Source organism: Clostridium tertium (assembly GCF_902652255.1).
GTDB lineage: Bacteria > Bacillota > Clostridia > Clostridiales > Clostridiaceae > Clostridium > Clostridium tertium_A.
Window position 1 is genome coordinate 35,969 of record NZ_CACRTO010000009.1, and the last position, 20,051, is coordinate 56,019.

Below are 20,051 nucleotides of genomic sequence, written 5' to 3' on the forward strand. Positions count from 1 at the left end.
CCAACTAATCCTAAACTATAACGCTGCAGTAGAATCTTTAACTACTAAGTTAGTACTTACCAATACTTCTTGATAAGGATCTTCAGAGTTAGAAAGTCTAGAAAGAAGTAATTCAATAGCTTTTTTAGCAAGATAATCTTTTGGTATATCTACTGAAGTAATTTTAGGAACCATTAAATTAGAAAACTTAGCATTATCAAATGAACATATGGATATATCTTCAGGAATGCTATAGTTAAATTCTCTAAGAGCATTTAATAATAGACAACCTAGTTTATCATTGGCACAAAACCAAGCGGTAGGTTGATTGCTACCTAATGATTTTATAATATCTATTATTAGATCGATATCATTAGATACATTTGTGAAAATGTATTCATTATTTATATTCAAATTCCTTTTATAAAAGGCAAGTTTATAGCCTTCTAATCTTTCGTAATAACTAGGAGAGTAATCTATTTCTCCTAAAAATCCTATTTTAGTATGACCTAGATCGATTAGATGTTCTATAGCACTAAAAGTACCAAACCTATTATTTGTAAGAACACAATCTACATTTAAGTTGGGTATATGATGATCTATTAAAACACAGGGCATATCTAGTGATGCAATTGATTTTATATAATTATCTGTAATATGAGAAAGTATCAGTATACCATCAGAATCATAAATACCTTGAGGTATAATATTATTTTCAATATATTCATCAGTTATTGGTATCACTGTTAAATCTATATTTAGGTTGTTAAGTTCAGATTGTATATTTAGGCATATGCTACCAAAAAAATCTAAAGAAAAAGTTTTGGATGAACCTACTAAAGAGATTTTCCTTGTATCTAGAGATTTAGATTTTTTATAGACATAACCAAGAGATTCAGCAGTTTCAATAACTTTCATTCTTGTGTTTTCACTAACACCATCTTTTCCGCTAAGTGCTTGAGAAACGGCATTTTTAGATATACCTAAATGCTTTGCTATATCATTCATAGTAATTTTTTTTTGCATATATATTCTCCTTTATTATAAATAACATAAACATTAAGTTGATATTAATATATTTTGTTTTACATTATGTTATTATTAATGTTCAAATTAACCTTTATTAATATTATAACTTTACTTATTAAAAAAAGTAAAGTAAATGTAATGTAAAAATAAATTACAAGGTAATATTTTGTTTAACATAGGATATTTCAATAATGAAGTTTCAAAAAAAAGATTACAAAATTTATGGAATTGTTAAAAATAACTTTACAAATTAACAATAATAAACAAAAAGTAATTTTAAAATAATTCAAAAAATAATTAAAAAATAATTGACAAATAAATTGATATATGTAATAATTATCAATGTAAACGATACTAAAAACGAGGGGGAACAAAAATGAGAATGTTTAGAAAAATTGCTTCATTAGCTATTGTAGCTACGATGGCAGCATCTTTAGGAGGATGTGGGAAAAGTGCTTCAAGTGATAATTCAGGTGACAAAGGAAGCAAAACTATCTTGACATTAGCAACATGGGCAAATGAACGTGAAGCTAAAGAAGTTGATGAACTACTTGATAAGTTAAATAATGCACAGGATGAATATGAAATACAACAACAAGTTATACCATCCGATTATTACACAAAGATACAAACTCAAATAGCTGGACAACAAGCTCCAGATTTAATGTGGTTAGCACAAGAATATGTTCCAGTATATGCTAAAAATGAAGCTATACTAAGTTTAGATGATATGTTACAAAAACAAGATAAAATAGATATGGATGATTTCTTAAAGGGACCATTAGATGCTGCAAAGTATGATGGAAAAACATATGGTTTACCATGGATAGGTCAACCATACGTAGTTTACTATAATAAAACTATGTTTGAAGAAAATGGAGTAGAACTTCCAACTATGGAATGGACTTGGAATGATTTCTATGAAACAGCAAAGAAATTAACTAATGGAAATACATATGGATTTGCTACTACAGGAAACCCTCCACTAGAAGTATTCCAATGGGGATATGGTGGCGATACTATAGATAAAGATGGAAATGTAGTAATTGGCAACAATGAAAGTATAGAGGGATTAAAGTTTGCAGCTAATATGTTAAATGACAAAACTGCTGTTATGCCAAATGTTGAAGCACAATCAATAGGTGTAGAACAAGGATTTGTTCAAGGAAATATAGCTATGATGGTTGGTGGAGCTGCAGATGATGTTGAACGTAAAGTGAGAGAAGCTGGAGATAAATTCGAAGTTGGTATGGCTGTTATGCCTGCTGGACCAAAAGAACATGTTTCTTTCAACTGGACTGCATCAACAGTAGTAAGTTCTCAAACTAAGAATCAAGAAGTTGCACAAAAAGCGTTATTAGACTTAACTAATGCTATGTTTGATTATAAAATACCAGCACCAGTAGCTTCTAAGATAGATATGGTAGGAAAGATAAATCCTGATAAAGAATATGCAATGGACGTTATTAAGAAATCTTCTGAAATAGCACGTGGATTTAATAACCAACCAACTCAAAATGAAATAGGAACTTATACATGGGAATCAGTAGCTTCTCCTATATTAACTAATAATGATGGAAAAGGAAACTTAGATATAGAAAAGATAGCTAAAGATGCTCAAAAGAAATTAGAAGAAATAACTAGTAAGTAATTACTACAGATTAGGAGATATGATTTCATATCTCCTAATTTTAAAAGGAGGTTAGTATAATATGAATCAAGATCAAAAAGTATCAGAAATATTAGAGAGGTCTAAGAAAAACAGAAAAAAGAAACTTAGTCCTGGATATTTCTATATATCACCTTGGTTTATTTTTTTTGCAGTTTTTTCATTATTTCCTATAGTCTTATCTCTTTATATGAGTTTTACTGATTGGCCTATAATAGGAGATCCAGTGTGGGTAGGATTAGAGAATTACAAAGGGTTATTATCAGATGAGAAATTTATTAACTCCTTATGGGTAACTATAAGATATGGATTAATATCTGTACCATTAACAATGGCAGCATCATTTACAGTTGCACTTGTATTAAATGCCAATATTAAAGGTATAAGTTTTTATAGAACTATTTACTATTTACCAGCAGTAGTATCCGGAGTTGCCGTTGGAGTAATTTGGAGATGGATATTAGATCCTAGAAACGGGTTAGTAAATAATCTTTTAGCGATTATAGGCGTAGAGGGACCGATGTGGTTAAATGATCCTAATTGGGTATTACCTTCATATCTTATGATTGCAATATGGGGTGCTGGCGGAGGTATGTTAACATACTTAGTTGCTTTAAAAGAAGTACCAAAGGATTTATATGAATCAGCAGAACTTCAAGGAGCGGGATATTTTACTAAATTATTTAGAATAACTTTACCTACTATGAAACCAATACTTTATTACAATTTAGTAATGGGGATAATAGGAGCATTTAAAAAATTTACAGATGCGTACATATTAGGTGGTGCAGGAAGTGAAGCGCAATATGTAATGCTTTATTTATATGAAACTGCATTTAAGAACTTCAAGATGGGATATGCATCTGCTATGTCGTGGATATTACTTATTATAATATTACTTACGACTTTATTAGTTTTAAGGTTTACAGACTTCTGGAAATATAGTCAAAAAAATGTAGAATAGGAGGCATAGTATGACAGAGCAACAAAAGATAGAGTACTTAGTGGAAAAATCTAAAAAGAATAAAAGTGGTAAAACTGTAGCTTTAACAATACTTAAGCATGGAATACTTATGTTGGTTGCTATATCTATGATATTACCATTTTTATGGATGATATCAACGTCCTTAAAGACAAACTCAAATGTGTTTGTAGTTCCACCACAGTGGATACCAGATCCAATAGTTTTAGAAAATTATCCGCTTGTATTTGAAAAAGTTCCATTTTTAAGATATTTCTTAAATACTGCATTTGTAGCTTTTTTCAAATTATTAGGAGAAGTGGGAGTTTCAGCACTAGTTGCATATGGATTTGCAAGATTTAACTTTAAAGGTAAGAAAATATTATTTATGTTTTTATTAGCCACAATAATGTTACCAGGAGAATCTACTTTAGTTCCAAGCTTTATTTTCTGGTCGCACTTAGGTTTTATAGATACATACGTACCATTAATACTTCCAGCTTTTGGAGGACAAGCAGTATTTATATTCTTCCTTGTTCAGTATTTTACTAGTATCCCAAAAGACTTCTATGAAGCAGCTTATATATCTGGGGCAAACTCTTTTAAAATATTCTGGAAAATATATGTACCAATGTCTATACCAGCATTAATATCAGTAAGTATATGGTCATTTATGGGAAGTTGGAATGATTTATTAGCGCCTCTTATTTATATAAATGATCAAATGAAATTTACTATTCAGATAGGACTTGCAATGTTCCAAGGAATGTTTGAAGTTAACTGGCCATTACTTATGGCAGCAACTACATTATCCTTAATTCCTGTAATTTTATTGTTCTTCTCATTACAAAAGTACTTCGTTCAATCAAATAAGGGAGATGGAATTAAATAATAGGTGGTAATTATGAAAAATTTGAAAAAATTAAGTGATTTAGTATCTAAATTAAGTGTAATAGCTATTGTAATAAGCATAATTATAGCAGGACTTAATTTAACTGTACCTTATTATTTAGCATCAAGACAAAGTCTAGCTGATATAACTAATAATTTTGGAACACTGGCAAATAGATTCCAATATGAAAATATTGTTGAAGATGGAGGACTTATTATTAAAGATTCAACAATAGAAACAGCAGGGGACTACAGCATATCATTTAATTACAGTAATGATAACATAATATCTAAAAACTTTATTAATTTTGAGCAAACTGGAGTCACAATAAGCATCAATGATTCTGATATGTTCTTACCATATAAAAGTGGTGAAAATATAACAATGGAAGAAATTATAGTTGCATTATTTGCAGCTCTTCAAAATATACCAACATTAAATATAATGGGTTCTATAATGATAGCTTTTTTACATGTAATGTTGATAGTGTCAATATTTATGATAGTAGCTTATTTTATATTGAAAAAGAGATATAAATATAGAAATCTTATAAGATACTCTTCAATATCAGTATTAATCGGTGCATTTATTGTGAGTATTTTATCTCTTACAATTTTAAAAAATAAATTAATAGCAATTTCGATATTCACAGTTATTGCAGGGGCAATAAATATGCTAATTTTACTACCTGCATACAACAAAATTAAATCAGAAGATTACATGTAATAAGAAGGAGGATAACATAATGGCATTTATTGAATTTAAAAAAATTTACAAAGTATATAATGAAAAATATTTAGCTATAGATGATTTTAATTTAAATATAGAAAAAAATGAGTTTGTTGCACTTATAGGACCATCAGGATGTGGTAAGTCAACATTACTTCGTATGATAGCAGGATTAGAAGATATAACAGATGGTGAATTAAATATAGATGGTAAATGTGTAAATAATGTACATCCAAAGGATAGAGATATATCTATGGTTTTCCAAAACTATGCTTTATATCCGCATTTGAATGTATTTGATAATATATCATTTGGTCTTAAACTTCGTAAAGTGCCAAAGAATGAAATAAAAGAAAAAGTAAGTGAGGTTGCAACAACATTAGGACTTACAGATGAAATAGATAAAACACCTAGTGAAATGTCAGGAGGACAACGTCAAAGAGTTGCTTTAGGTAGAGCAATGGTTCAAGATTCTAAAGTATTCTTAATGGATGAACCTTTATCAAACTTAGATGCAAAGTTAAGAAATAAAATGCGTCTTGAAATATTAAGGCTTCATAAGCAGCTAGGCATTACTACTATATATGTAACTCACGACCAAGTAGAAGCTATGACAATGGCAGATAGAATAGTAGTGATGAATAAAGGTGTTATACAGCAAATAGGTACACCTAGAGAATTATATTCAAATCCAAAGAATATATTTGTTGCTACATTTATAGGAGAACCAGAAATAAATTTAATAAAAGGTTTTGTAAAAGGTGATAAATTTGTAAATGAAGATATAGAAATACAATTAGATATATCTAAATATAAGGATTTAAATAAATATGAAGGTAAAGAAGTAATACTAGGAATAAGACCAGAACATATAAAAATAGTTGAAAGTAGTAACGTTCAAAGTGAAATAGAACTTACAGAAATGCGTGGAGATATACAGATATTGGTTTCTAAAATAGGAAATAAAGAAATTAGTGCAAAAACAACATCTGAAATTGATATAAAAATAGGACAAAGTATAAATTATGAGTTTGATAAAGCTAATATACATTTATTTAATGTAGATACTAAGGAAAGAATAGGCTAGGAAAATATATGAATACATGGTGGAAAGAAAGAGTATTCTATGAAATATATATGCCAAGTTTCATGGATGAAAATGGTGATGGATTAGGTGATTTTCAAGGGATAATTTCTAAATTAGATTACTTAGAAGACCTAGGTATAGGTGGAGTTTGGCTAACTCCATTTTATCCATCTCCTAAAGTAGATAATGGATATGATATATCAGATTATTGTGATATAGATCCAGCTTACGGAAATTTAGATATTTTTAAAAAATTTGTATGTGAGGCAAATAAAAGAGATATAAAGGTTGTTATAGATATAGTTTTAAATCATACATCAAATAAGCACAAGTGGTTCATAGAGGCTAAAAGCTCTAAAGAAAATGAAAAAAGAGATTTTTATATCTGGAAAGAAAATAACAATAATCAAACACCAAATAACTGGGAATCTTTCTTTGGAGGAAGTGCTTGGGAATTAGATGATAATAGTAATGAGTACTATTATCACGCATTTGCTAAGGAACAGGTGGATTTAAATTGGTCAAATCCTAAAGTGCTGGAAGAAATGAAAAAGGTATTAAAGTTTTGGATGGACTTAGGGATAGATGGATTTAGATTTGATGTTATAAACTTTCTAAAAGTTAATGGTTCTTTTAATGATAATCCCTTAGATGATAGTGGTAAACAAGATCATATTTATGATAAAGATCAAGACGGGGTTTTAGATGTAATAAGAGAACTTGTAAAGTTTATAAAAGGATATAAAAACGTATTTTTAATTGGAGAAGTAGGATCAGAAGATTTGAATATACTAGAAAAATACTGTGGTAAAGACTTATTAGATGTAGTATTTAATTTTAATCTAGGAAGTCAAAATGAATTTAACAGTAAAATGATTTTCAAAGAAATAGAAAATATGAACAAGAAATATGATGATTATCAATATCCAACATTGTTCTTTGGAAGTCATGATATGCCTAGGTTTATATCAAGATTTTCTAAAGGGAAAGAAGCAAATAAAGTTTCTAGAGCTATATCAACACTTATGTTAACAGCTAAAGGGGTTCCTTTTATATATTATGGTGATGAGATAGGAATGACAGACCTTAAGTGTAAGGATATTAATAATATGAATGATATTCAAGGAAGAAATTTCTATAATTTAGCCATTAATAATGGAAAGAGTTATGAAGAAGCTTTAGAAATTGCAAATAGAGAAAGTAGGGATAAATCAAGATCCCCAATGCAGTGGAATAATGATATTAATTATGGATTTAGCAAAAACAATCCTTGGATTTACATAAGAGATAGAGAAGATAGGAATTGTGTTTCGACACAGGTAGATGATCCTAGTTCTTTATTAAGTCACTACAAAAAGTTAATAGAAATTAGAAAAAAATACAAAGCATTACAGTTTGGAGATTATTCTAAACTAGCTTTAGAAAATGATGTGCTTATTTATATAAGAGAATATGAGAATGAAAAAATAAAGATAGTAATCAATTTATCAAAAGAAATAGTTGAGGTTAATATAGTAGGTGAAATATTAATGACTACTTCAGAGCTCGACATAAGAAATAAAATAATAAAACTAAATGAGTTAGAGATGTTTATAGAGAAATTGAATTAATTTATGAGGTGAAATATGACTACTTTAAAAACTTGTGAACAATTATTAAATGAATATAAATCAAAAAAAAATAACTTTTTTGACAAAGAAAAATTAATATTCGATGGAGTAGGAGAAAAAGATGTATACAATATAAGCGCTCCATTTATTGATGAAAATGAAATGGTGATAGCTGGTAGAGTTGAATCTAGAGATAGCGAACATTCCGAAGTATATTTCTTTGTAAAAAGAGAAGGTAAATGGGTACCAAGAGAAAATACAAGAGTATTAACATTACAAGATCCGTTTTTTACATTTATTGATGGTGATTTAGTAGTAGGAGGAGTAGAAATATTCCCACATGAAACAATAGAAGGGGCATTAGCATGGAGAACTATAATATATAAAGGTGCTAATATTAACTCATTAGAAGAGTGCTTTAAAGGTCCAGATGGAATGAAGGACTTAAGACTTGTACAATTACAAGATAAGAGAATAGGTGTATTAACAAGACCTCAAGGAGAAAAAGGAGGCAGAGGGAAAATAGGATTTACTATAGTAGATTCAATTGAAGATTTAACTATAGAAGCTGTTGAGAATGCTGAATTATTTGAAAATCAATTTACTGATTCAGAATGGGGCGGAGCTAATGCAGCATATGTATTAAAGGATGGTAGAATTGGAGTTTTAGGTCATGTAGCCTGCTTTGATGAAAAAGAAGACAGACATTATTACTCTATGGTATTTATTATAAATCCAGAAACTAGAGAAACTACTAATTTAAAATTAATAGCTACACGTAGCGATTTCTTAGAAGGTCCATCAAAAAGAGTAGATTTAGTAGATGTAATATTTAGTGGTGGACTAGTAAGACATAGTAATGGAACAGCTACTTTATATGCTGGAATAAGTGATGCTGATGCACAATGTATAACAATAGTAGATCCATTCAATGGATTATAATTAGTAGTAAATAGGAGGCATATAAAATGAATATATATCGTTATGAGAATAATCCACTAGTAACTCCAAATGATGTAATTCCATATCATGATGGATTTGAGGTTATTGGTGCATTTAATGCAGGAATAGCAAAATATAAAGATGAAACTTTAATGTTACTTAGAGTAGCTGAAAGGCCAATAAGTAAAAATGAGAATGAAGTTAAAATACCAGTATATAACGTTGAAAGAAAAGATTTAGATATTATTACTTTAAATAAAGATGATGAAAGATATGATTTTTCAGATCCTAGAACTGTTAATTATGCAGGAAGTAGTAAGTTTGCTTATTTAACTTCAATATCTTATATACGTATAGCAAGAAGCAAAGATGGAAAAAACTTTACTATAGATGATAAGCCATTTATTTATCCATCAAATAAGTTAGAGGTATTTGGTGTAGAAGATCCGAGAGTAACTCAAATAGGAGACAAGTATTATGTATACTTTAGTGCTATTTCACCAGTGGGAATAGGTGAAAGTATGGTAGTTACTGAAGATTTTGAAACATATGAACATAAAGGTATGATCTTTGCACCAGAGAATAAAGATGTAATTATTTTTCCAGAAAATATAAATGGGAAATATTATGCATTAAATAGACCAGGTCTAAAGAGTGTTGGAGATTTAGAAGTATGGATTGCAGAATCTAAAGATTTAATACATTGGGGTAACCACAAGCATTTATTTGGTCTTAGAGAAGGAATGTGGGATAGTGGCCGTATTGGTGGGGGAGCTGTTCCATTTAAAACAGAAAAAGGTTGGTTAGAACTATATCATGGAGCAACAGAAGACAATCGTTATTGTATGGGAGGAGTTTTATTTGATATAGATGATCCAACTAAAATAATAGCCCGTTCTAATAAACCATTAGTTGAGCCAGATGCCGATTATGAAGCAAAAGGATTTTTCGGTGGAGTAGTATTTTCTTGTGGAGCAATAGTTGAGGGAGATACTATTAAGATGTATTATGGATGTGCTGATACATCTATGGCATGTTGTGAGTTAAGCTTACAAGAGGTATTAGACTCTTTAGAGTATATAGAATAAAAAATAGGCTCTTCTTTATGAATTAATCATAGGGAAGAGCCATAAATTATTAATTATAAAGAGGAAAAGAGTATGAATTATAAAGTAGAGTATGAAAAATGGATAAGTGATGATTATTTTGATATAGATACAAAGATAGAATTATTAAATATTAAAAAGGATAAAAAGGAAATTAAAGATAGATTTTATAAAAGCTTAGAGTTTGGTACAGGAGGATTAAGAGGGATTATAGGTGCTGGTACTAACAGAATAAATATCTATACAATAAGAAGAGCAAGCTTTGGGTTAGGCAATTATATACTTAACAATTACAAAGAAGAAGGAAAGAGTAAGGGTGTAGTAATAGCTTATGATAGTAGACATATGTCAAAAGAGTTATGCGAAGAAACAGCAAAGACTTTAGGGGCTTTAGGTATAAAAACTTATATTTTTGATTCTTTAAGACCTACTCCACAATTATCTTTTTCAATAAGAGAATTAGGATGTGTAGCAGGAGTAGTAATAACAGCAAGTCATAATCCATCAGAGTATAATGGTTACAAGGTATATGGAGAAGATGGAGGACAAGTATGTCCTGAAAAGGCAGAAGAAATAATCAAAGAAGTAAATAAGATAGAAGATTATAGCTCTATACCAACAATTAGTTATTCAGAAGGTGTACATACTGGGATAATTAACATTTTAGACGAAACATATGACAATAAGTTTGTTAATGCAGTAAAGAAACAAATAATAAGGCAAGATATTATAGATGAATATGGTGATAAAATAAAAATAGTATTTACTCCTTTACATGGAACTGGTAATAAGCCAGTAAGAAAAGTACTTAAAGAGTCAGGATTTAGAAATGTTCTAGTAGTTAAAGAACAAGAAAATGCAGATGCAAACTTCTATACAGTAAAATCTCCAAACCCAGAGGAACGAGAAGCTTTTACATTAGCAATAGAATTAGCAAAAAAAGAAAAGGCTGATGTAATAATAGGTACAGATCCAGATTGTGATAGAGTTGGGGTTGTAGTAAAGAACAGTGAAGGCGAATATGTAGTGTTGACAGGTAATCAAGTTGGGGCTTTACTAGTGAATTATGTAATATCAAATAAAATAAATAAAAATGAAATTGACATGAAAAATAATCCAACAATAATAAAAACAATAGTAACATCAGAACTTGGATCAGAAATAGCTAAGAGTTTTGGAATAGGATCTATAGATACTTTAACTGGATTCAAATTTATCGGAGAAAAAATACATGAATTTGAACTTAATAGAGAAAATGAATTTGTAATGGGATATGAAGAAAGTTATGGTTATTTAGTTGGTACTCATGCTAGAGATAAGGATGGTGTGGTTGCAGCTCTATTAATAGCAGAGATGTCTGCCTATTATTATTCTAAAGGAATAAGTTTGTATGAGGGATTAATAGAATTATATGAAAAATATGGATACTATAAAGAAGAACTTAAGTCTATTACCTTAAAAGGAATTGATGGTATGGATAAAATAGATAAGATAATGAATTACTTTAGAGTATCTGAAATAAAAGAAATAGCAGGAATTAATATTAAAGAAAAAAAAGATTATATAAATGGAATAGGAAAACTTCCTAAATCAGATGTACTAAAATTTATTTTAGAAGATAATTCATGGATAGCAATAAGACCATCAGGAACAGAACCAAAAATAAAATTCTATTTTGGCTGTAAAGATACAAGTCTAGAAAATGTTAATTTAAAAGTAGATATTATTAAGAGAGATATAGAAGATAAAATTCAAGAAATATAGAGCAATAAACAATGTAAATTAAGTTAGAAGGAGAAGAATATGTATCCAATTAAATTCGAAAATATTTATTTTGAAAAAATATGGGGTGGAAGGGGGTTAGAAAGTTTTAGAAGTGAATTACCAGAAGGAATGATAGGTGAATCATGGGATATAGCTTGCCATCCTAATGGAACAAGTGTTGTTTCAAATGGTAAGTTTAAGGGTGAAAGCTTTGAAAAAATAATAGAAAAATATGGTGAAGAATTATTAGGAACAAAAATAAATAAAGAATACTTCCCATTATTAGTAAAACTGATAGATTCAAGAGAAAAACTATCTGTACAAGTTCATCCAGGAGATGAATATGCAAGAATACATGAGAATCAATATGGAAAGACAGAAGCTTGGTATGTAGTAGATGCTAAACCGGATGCATATTTGATAGTAGGAACTAGAGATTGTGACAAAGCTACATTTGAAAAAGCTATAGAAGAAGGAAATGTAGAAAAATATTTAAATAAGATAAAAGTAAAAAAAGGAGATTGTTTTCTAATTAATAGTGGATTAGTACATGCAATTTGTGAAGGTGTAATAATAGCAGAAATACAGCAAAATAGTGATGTCACATATAGAGTATATGATTATGGTAGACCAAGAGAAATACATGTTGAGAAATCATTAGATGTAATTGATTTTAATTTACAATGTAAGAATTTATCTAATAATAAAGCTGAGACGTATGAAGGATATAAAAAGACATACTTATGTGAAAATGAGTATTTTCACATAGAAAAATTAGATATTGATAAATCATTTAAAGATATTAGTAATGAAGAAAGATTCTATATATATACTGTAGTAGATGGAGAGGGCAAGATAACCTCAGAAAATGCAGATCTTAATATAACTAAAGGTGATTCTATATTTATACCAGCTTATATGGGAAAATATGAAATCCAAGGAAATATAGTAGTTGTTAAAAGCTATGCAATATAAATATTAGATATTATATTCTAAAATATCTATAATAAATAAGGAGCTATCCGTAAGGATAGCTCCTTATAATTACTAAAAGAATTAGATAGTAATTATAAATTATTATTAGAGATCAGTGTTAAAATGAAAATATAACTTTTTATAGAAATTTAGAAGTATAACTAATAAATAATGAATTTATAGGAGGAAGAGGGATGAAGAAGGTAATTTAAATAGGAGAAGCTTTGATTGACTTTATTCCACATGAAAAGGGTGTAGCATTAAAAGATGTAAGTAACTTCTTAAGAGTTGCAGGTGGAGCTCCACTTAATGTTGCTGCTGCAGTTGCAAAACTAGGTGGTAGGTCACAAATGATTATTAAGCTTGGGGTAGATGGATTTGGTGATTATATATTAGAAGAAGTAAAACCTTTAGGAGTAGATATTTCTAAGGTTTTAAGAACTAAAGAAGCAAATACAGCCTTAGCTTTTGTATCATTAAAGGATGATGGGGAAAGAGATTTTTCATATTTTTAAAATAAAAATTCAATATTTATAAAAAATAAATAAATTAATAAATATAAAGAAAAGATAGATATAGCAATTTTCAGTATATGTAAGAATATGATAATATAAGAAATAGTATAGATATTGAATATAGAAAAATAAGAATGACAAAAATTCTTAAGATAAATTGTACCAAAAGCAGAGAGGAGGTACACAATGATATTATCTATAAATGAAAAGAAATTAAGTGAAAGATTAATTAAGTATAGACGTGAATTACATGAAAATCCTGAACTATCTATGAAGGAATATGAAACTACAAAGCGTATTCGTAAGTGGCTAGAAGAGGAGAATATTAAAATTTTAGATTTGCCACTAGAAGTAGGTGTGGTTGCTGAAATAGAAGGGGACTACCCTGGCCCAACTATAGCCTTAAGAAGTGATATTGATGCTCTTCCAATTGTAGAAGAAACAGGATTAGACTTTGCATCTAAAAACTTAGGAGTAATGCATGCTTGTGGTCATGATTTTCATACATCATCAATTTTAGGAGCGGCAATTCTTATAAATGAGAGAAAGTCAGAATTGCATGGTAAAGTTAGAATTATATTTCAGCCAGCAGAAGAAAATGCAAAAGGTGCTGATATTATTATTAAATCAGGAGCTCTTAATAATGTAGAAGCCATATTTGGAATGCATAATAAACCAGACCTTCCTGTAGGTACAATTGGAATTAAATCAGGAGCACTTATGGCAAGTGTAGATAGATTTGAAATAGATGTAATTGGAGTAGGCGGACATGCTGGAATTCCAGACAAAAGCATTGATCCTATTGTAGTAGGAAGTCAGATAGTTTCCAGCCTACAAACAGTTGTAAGTCGTAATCTAACTCCATTTAGTAATGTAGCAATAAGTATAACAAGGTTTCAAGCAGGAAACACTTGGAATGTAATACCTTCAAAGGCTGAACTTGAAGGTACAGTAAGAACATTTCAAAATGATATTCGTAATATAATACCTGATTTAATGAAAAGAAATGTAGAAGGAATAGCATCAGCCTTTGGAGCAAAGGTAGACTTTAGATGGTATCCATATGCACCATCTGTCTATAATGATGATAAATATACTAAAGTAGTAACAGAAGCTGCAACAGAATTAGGATATAAAGTTGTAGAAGCAAAACAAAGTGCAGGTGGAGAAGACTTTGCCTTATACCAAACTAAAATTCCAGGCTACTTTGTATGGATGGGAGTTGGAGGAAGTAAGGAATGGCATCATCCATCTTATAATTTAAATGAAGAGGCATTGATTGTGGCAGCTAGGTATTTTTCTGATTTGGTTAGGAAGGTATTATCAGAATATAAATTATAAAATTTAATAAGGGTTAATATAGCTAGTGACTTTTTAGAGAGATACTAGCTTATTATGTTTATATAAGAAGAAAAAATATATTTAAACGGTATAGGAAGTTAGAAAATTGAGAAGAAATATAATTAAAATTTTTAATATGTAATTAAATATTAGTATTTATGGAGAAAGAGGCAATTACCTTAGTTAATAGTGTTTTTTTTAATACTGAATTTCAATATATACCTTCTCGGATTGGAGAATAGCTGCACATGTATTCTCAAACAAAAGTTAAATGACTTTTATAGATAGAAATTTAATAATTTGTGATGAATGTGAGACTATAAATATATTTGATAAAGAAAATAATTATTCATTAAGAGATTGAAATGTAAAGAGTGATTTTCATAATTAAAAATATAATAGATAGATTAAAAATAATATATAGCAGGAGATATTAATTAAAGACTTTGCTTGATTTATAATTTATAATAACTATTAAGAATAAGCTAAAGAATGTCACACCATTGATAAGAAGAATTGTATTAAAAAGTAACTAGGATGGTTTGTAATATATAATATTAGAAACTTAAATAATAAGATTGGAATTTTAGTGTTAAGTTGGAATAACAGGTAATATAAGAAAAAATCAATAGATATTTTTGAATTAAAAGTAAGTATTAAAAAATGAGGAAAAATGATATAATAAAAAAGAAATTAAAAAACAGAACATATGTTTAGAATGAAGTACTGTAGTACATATACAGTGTAAAATAAAAAAGTTAAGGAGGGTAATATGATTACAGAAGATAATAAAAAGTTGAAAGTAATTGATTTATTTTGTGGGTGCGGTGGATTATCACATGGATTTTTAGATGCAGGATATAATGTAGTTATTGGAGTTGACCACGATGAAGCTGCATTAAAAACATATAGTAGAAATCATAAAGACTCAGTTGCATTAAAATCAGATCTGTTTAAGGATGAGGCTATTGATGAAATAGAAGAAAATTATATAAGAATAACTGGTTCAAGCGATGTTGACTTGGTAATTGGGGGACCTCCTTGTCAGGGGTTTTCATTAACAGGATCTCGAGATATTAACGATACTAGAAATACTTTATATTTAGCAGTAGTTAAAAGTGTGAAGAAATTTAAACCAAAAGCTTTTTTAATTGAAAATGTTCCTGGTATTGCAACATTATATGGGGGAATAGTAAAAGAGCAAATAATAAATACTTTTGAGGATATTGGCTATAGAGTAACTGTCACAGATAAACCATTGATAGCAGCTGACTATGGAGTTCCACAAATTAGAAAGAGAATGTTTTTTGTAGGGATAAGAGAAGATATAAGAGAAATAATAGGAGAGAATTTTGTTTTTCCGAGACCAACTCATTTACCAATAAATCATGTGACTTGTAAAGAGGCATTAAGTGATTTACAATCAAGAGAAGATGAACTAGGAACAGAGGAAGATTACTATGTAAATGAACCAACTAGTGAGTATCAAAAAATGATGAGAAAGAATAGTAGTAAACTATATAATCATGTAGCTACAAAACATACCGAAATGGTTAAAAATACAATTGCATTAGTACCGGATGGGGGAAATCATAAAGATTTACCTAATGGAGTGGGGGAAAGTAGGAAGTTTAATGAAGCTTGGACTAGATACGCATCTGATAGACCTTCAAGAACTATAGATACTGGCCATAGAAATCACTTTCACTATAAGTATAATAGAGTACCTACGATTCGTGAAAATGCTAGATTACAATCTTTTCCAGATGATTTTATATTTTTAGGAACAAAGACTCAGCAAAATAGACAGGTTGGAAATGCTGTTCCACCTCTATTAGCTTATAATATTGCAAAAGAACTTAAAATATATCTTGAAAAAGGCGGAAAAAAATATGGGAAGTAGGCTTAATACTATTGAACTATTTGCAGGGTGTGGTGGTTTAGTTGATGGTTTTGAGAAGACTGGAAAATATAAAACTTTAGCATGTGTTGAATGGAATGATAAACCATATGAAGTATTAAAAAAGAGATTAAAAACTAAATACGGTTATAAGAATACTGATGAAATAGTTTTGAAATTTGATATTCAGAGAACTTCTGAATTGATAGATGGATGGAAAGATGATTTAGAATATGGTTCAAATTTAGGATTAAGAAAAATAATAGGAAATAATAAGGTTGACTTAATAGTTGGAGGGCCACCATGCCAAGCGTATTCTATGGCTGGTAGGGTGCAAGACGAAAATGGAATGCGTGATGACTATAGAAACTATTTGTTTGAGAGTTATATTGAAGTGGTAAAGTGCTTTAAACCTAAAGTTATTGTATTTGAAAATGTTGAAGGAATATTATCAGCAAAGCCAGGTGGGATAAATATTATTGATAAAATAACTGAAGAGTTTTTAAAAGCTGGATATGTAATTACAAATAATATTAGAAAGAATGCTTTGTTGGACTTAAGTGAATTCGGAATAGCGCAAAAAAGAAAAAGGGTTATATTATTAGGTTTAAATAAGAATGTGTTTGGTGAAGAATGCAATGATATTCTAAATGAATTTTATAACGAGCAATTGATTAAGTTTAAAGTATCTAAAAAAGTGACAGTAAAAGATGTTATAGGTGATTTACCAAAACTTATGCCTAGAGATAGTGAGAAAAAAGTTGGTAAAAAGAAATATTCACATTTCCCTGATGCTACAGAATATAAGGACCACTATCCTAGATATCATAATAAGAGAGATATGGATATATTTAGAGAATTAGCTTTCGATATAGAAAGTGGCAAAAATCAGTACTCTTCAGCGGAAGCTTTAAAAAAACTTTATACTGAAAAAACCGGTAAAGAGTCTAATATACATAAATATAATGTGTTAAAATGGAATGAACAAAGTAATACCATTCCTGCCCACTTAAAAAAAGATGGTCTAAGGCATATACATCCAGATTCACAACAATCTAGAACTATAACAGTTAGAGAAGCAGCTAGATTACAAAGTTTTGATGATGATTTTGAATTCTCAGGTAGTATGTACTCAGATTATGAAATGATAGGAAATGCTGTTCCACCATTGTTTTCACAAAAATTAGCTGAGGCGGTGTATAACTTAATAAAGAATCAAGGTTTTATTTAAAGCCTTGATTCTTTATTTTTTTTTTTTGAAATAAATTACAAAAAAATATATAATATAATTATGAATATATAAATAGGGGGATTATTAAATGGAATATTACTTAAAAAAGCTAGGGCATCAAGAATTAGGTAGTGTAACTAATAATGGGAAGCCGAATAGAGGGAGATATATATTTTCATCAAAAGATGTGAATGTATTAAAATTGTTTCCACCATTATCAGAGACACAAAAAAATGACTCAGCACTATTGCCTATAATACCACTTTACTTAAGTAAAAAAGTTTATTGTAACTATGTATATCATAATGATAAGTATCATGGCGGTACTAGAAATGAATATAGAATATATCTAAATGGAGAATTAGAGGAGGGTAAACTTTTATTTAAAGAAAATGATATTATAATAATTAGGAAAGGAGAGCTACCTTCTGAAAACAAAGATGAAGATATTAATCAAGTTGTATATTTTCTAGAATTAGTACAACAATATAACTCAGAGTTATATAGGCTATGTGATAAGGAGATTAAAAATTCTTCAATAAGAGGAAATTTTGCTATATATAAGGGAGAGATAAAAGAGTTTGAGGATAAAGTATATGGATTGAAAAATAATGATAAAATTAATGTAGCAATTGACAATTCAGTTATAAATAAAATTATGGATAATCAAGAGTCAGACAAAGGCTCAAAAGATAAAATAGCAGATTTATTTAATTCAACTTCGTTTAGAGATTTTGTTATGGTAGGCTATTCAAATTTATGTGCAGTAACAGGTAATGTTATAAGTTGGGATAATTACAATAATTTAGAAGCAGCCCATATAAAGCCTAAGTCTCACGGAGGTCTATATACACCTAATAATGGAATAGCTATGAGTAGAGACATTCACTGGGCATTTGATAAAGGGTTTTTCACGATAAGTGATGACTTCAAAATTATAGTACATGATGAAATTGAGAGTGAGTATCTAAGATCTTTTAATGGAAAATCAATAAGGCTGCCAGAAAATTCATTTTTTGTTCCAGATAGAGAAAATCTAAATTACCATAGAACAAATGTATTTGGGTTATTTAAGGTAAAGGGAAGATTATAAAAGCTAGTATATAATAAACAAATTTGAAGATATAGAGATGAATATTTAAATACCTCTTAAAAGAAGAGTTTATAATATATATTTAAAAGTTTCATTGAGAGCAAATTAGTGTAAAAAATTAATAAACTCCATAATAATTCCAATATTTAATTATTATGGAGTTTATTTTTATTTTATAAAGATAAAAACTCGATTTTAAGAACACTTCCCCCACCTCATCTATATAATATTACATAAACAAAAAGTAATCCGATAGGAAATAAGCTAAGATGAGAAGAGTAAATTAATAAAAACTTTCAGAGAGAAATCCCCATGGCTGTAAGGGATTTTAAGTAGATATTAATTGAAGTGCATCTCTGAGCTCTGAATCGAAATTTTAGTAGACTTCAGCAGGTACGCCTGTTATAGCGTTGAGGTATATTTGTACCAATATATTGAGATGTCTATTTATATAATTATGTATTATATAAAAGATAATTAGAGTGGAACCGTGGAAGTTTACTTCTGCCTCTAAGTTTTTAGAGGTAGGAGTTTTTTTATTTTATAGAACAATGAAAAATTAATAATAAACAACGGAGGGATATTATGAATTCTGTACAATACTTTGATTCTATAGCTGAAAAATGGAATGTTATACGCAGTGATTATTTCGAGGAAAGGTTAAAGTATAAAATTTTATCAATAACTAATATAAAGGATAAAGTTGTAGCTGATTTAGGATGTGGTACAGGTTTTGTTTCTTTAGCCTTAGTAAATGAAGCAAGTATAGTATTTTCTGTAGATAATTCAAGTAATATGCTTAAGCAGTTAAAGGCTAATGTATTAGATAAGAATTATAAAAATCTTTATCTTATCAAGTCTTCACTTGATAGCTTATCACTTTTTGATGAATCAGTAGATATTGTTTTTATAAATATGGCACTTCATCATATAAAGGATGCAAAAAAAGCTATATCAGAAATGCATAGAGTCCTAAAAAGGGATGGAGTAGTTATTATATCTGATGTTATGGAGCATGATGGTGAATGGGCGAAAGTAGAAATGTTTGATGAATGGCTTGGATTTTCAAATGAGCAAATTAAAAATTGGCTAGAGGAAGCTGGCTTTAACAATATACAAATAGAAAATACAGATTTAAGCTGTAAAGGCTATTCAAGTAAAGGAGAATTTACTGAAACTGGAATTTTTATAGCTAAGGCAATTAAGAAATAGATATAAAATTACTATA

Annotated in this window: 14 protein-coding genes and 2 pseudogenes; 15 read left to right on the forward strand and 1 reads right to left on the reverse strand. The window is 29.0% G+C overall.

Annotation, left to right across the window (positions count from 1 at the left end; all coding sequences use genetic code 11):
• Positions 1–15 precede the first annotated feature (15 nt).
• Positions 16–1,005: a LacI family DNA-binding transcriptional regulator gene (locus tag GPX08_RS04365; RefSeq protein ID WP_156625632.1), complete on the reverse strand. Its 990-nt coding sequence runs from the start codon at positions 1,003–1,005 to the stop codon at positions 16–18.
• A gap of 379 nt (positions 1,006–1,384) precedes the next feature.
• Here GPX08_RS04365 and GPX08_RS04370 point away from each other — a divergent pair, with 379 nt between their 5' ends.
• The 15 genes and pseudogenes from GPX08_RS04370 to GPX08_RS04440 all read left to right on the forward strand — a co-directional run bounded on the left by GPX08_RS04370 (position 1,385) and on the right by GPX08_RS04440 (position 20,035).
• Positions 1,385–2,659, forward strand: a complete 1,275-nt coding sequence (locus tag GPX08_RS04370; protein WP_156625633.1) for an extracellular solute-binding protein — start codon at positions 1,385–1,387, stop codon at positions 2,657–2,659.
• A gap of 61 nt (positions 2,660–2,720) precedes the next feature.
• A complete protein-coding gene (locus GPX08_RS04375; protein ID WP_156625634.1) occupies positions 2,721–3,641 on the forward strand; it encodes an ABC transporter permease subunit in 921 nt (306 codons plus the stop codon).
• A 10-nt stretch (positions 3,642–3,651) separates the two neighbouring features.
• Entirely contained in the window at positions 3,652–4,530 is an 879-nt protein-coding gene (locus tag GPX08_RS04380) for an ABC transporter permease subunit (protein ID WP_156625635.1), read from the forward strand.
• Between the two features lie 12 nt (positions 4,531–4,542).
• Complete coding sequence (locus GPX08_RS04385) at positions 4,543–5,256, forward strand: hypothetical protein (protein WP_156625636.1); 714 nt, start codon at positions 4,543–4,545, stop codon at positions 5,254–5,256.
• A 19-nt stretch (positions 5,257–5,275) separates the two neighbouring features.
• Positions 5,276–6,346, forward strand: coding sequence for a sn-glycerol-3-phosphate ABC transporter ATP-binding protein UgpC (gene ugpC / locus GPX08_RS04390; RefSeq protein WP_156625637.1), 1,071 nt, complete (start codon positions 5,276–5,278; stop codon positions 6,344–6,346).
• A gap of 8 nt (positions 6,347–6,354) precedes the next feature.
• Positions 6,355–7,956, forward strand: coding sequence for a glucohydrolase (locus tag GPX08_RS04395; protein WP_156625638.1), 1,602 nt, complete (start codon positions 6,355–6,357; stop codon positions 7,954–7,956).
• 15 nt (positions 7,957–7,971) lie between these two features.
• Positions 7,972–8,898, forward strand: coding sequence for a DUF1861 family protein (locus GPX08_RS04400; RefSeq protein ID WP_156625639.1), 927 nt, complete (start codon positions 7,972–7,974; stop codon positions 8,896–8,898).
• Between the two features lie 26 nt (positions 8,899–8,924).
• Positions 8,925–9,986, forward strand: a complete 1,062-nt coding sequence (locus tag GPX08_RS04405; protein ID WP_156625640.1) for a glycosidase — start codon at positions 8,925–8,927, stop codon at positions 9,984–9,986.
• Positions 9,987–10,058: 72 nt separating this feature from the next.
• Positions 10,059–11,768, forward strand: a complete 1,710-nt coding sequence (locus tag GPX08_RS04410) for a phospho-sugar mutase (protein ID WP_156625641.1) — start codon at positions 10,059–10,061, stop codon at positions 11,766–11,768.
• A gap of 39 nt (positions 11,769–11,807) precedes the next feature.
• Positions 11,808–12,743, forward strand: a complete 936-nt coding sequence (manA, locus tag GPX08_RS04415; RefSeq protein ID WP_156625642.1) for a mannose-6-phosphate isomerase, class I — start codon at positions 11,808–11,810, stop codon at positions 12,741–12,743.
• 194 nt (positions 12,744–12,937) lie between these two features.
• A pseudogene (locus GPX08_RS04420) lies at positions 12,938–13,255 on the forward strand (carbohydrate kinase); the annotation flags it as partial.
• Between the two features lie 189 nt (positions 13,256–13,444).
• Positions 13,445–14,599, forward strand: coding sequence for an amidohydrolase (locus GPX08_RS04425; RefSeq protein WP_156625643.1), 1,155 nt, complete (start codon positions 13,445–13,447; stop codon positions 14,597–14,599).
• A 772-nt stretch (positions 14,600–15,371) separates the two neighbouring features.
• Positions 15,372–17,730 (forward strand): annotated as a pseudogene (gene dcm, locus GPX08_RS04430) (DNA (cytosine-5-)-methyltransferase).
• 88 nt (positions 17,731–17,818) lie between these two features.
• Positions 17,819–18,823: an HNH endonuclease gene (locus GPX08_RS04435; protein WP_156625644.1), complete on the forward strand. Its 1,005-nt coding sequence runs from the start codon at positions 17,819–17,821 to the stop codon at positions 18,821–18,823.
• 585 nt (positions 18,824–19,408) lie between these two features.
• Positions 19,409–20,035 (forward strand): methyltransferase domain-containing protein, encoded by a 627-nt coding sequence (locus tag GPX08_RS04440; protein ID WP_156625645.1) that lies wholly within the window; start codon positions 19,409–19,411, stop codon positions 20,033–20,035.
• Positions 20,036–20,051 lie beyond the last annotated feature (16 nt).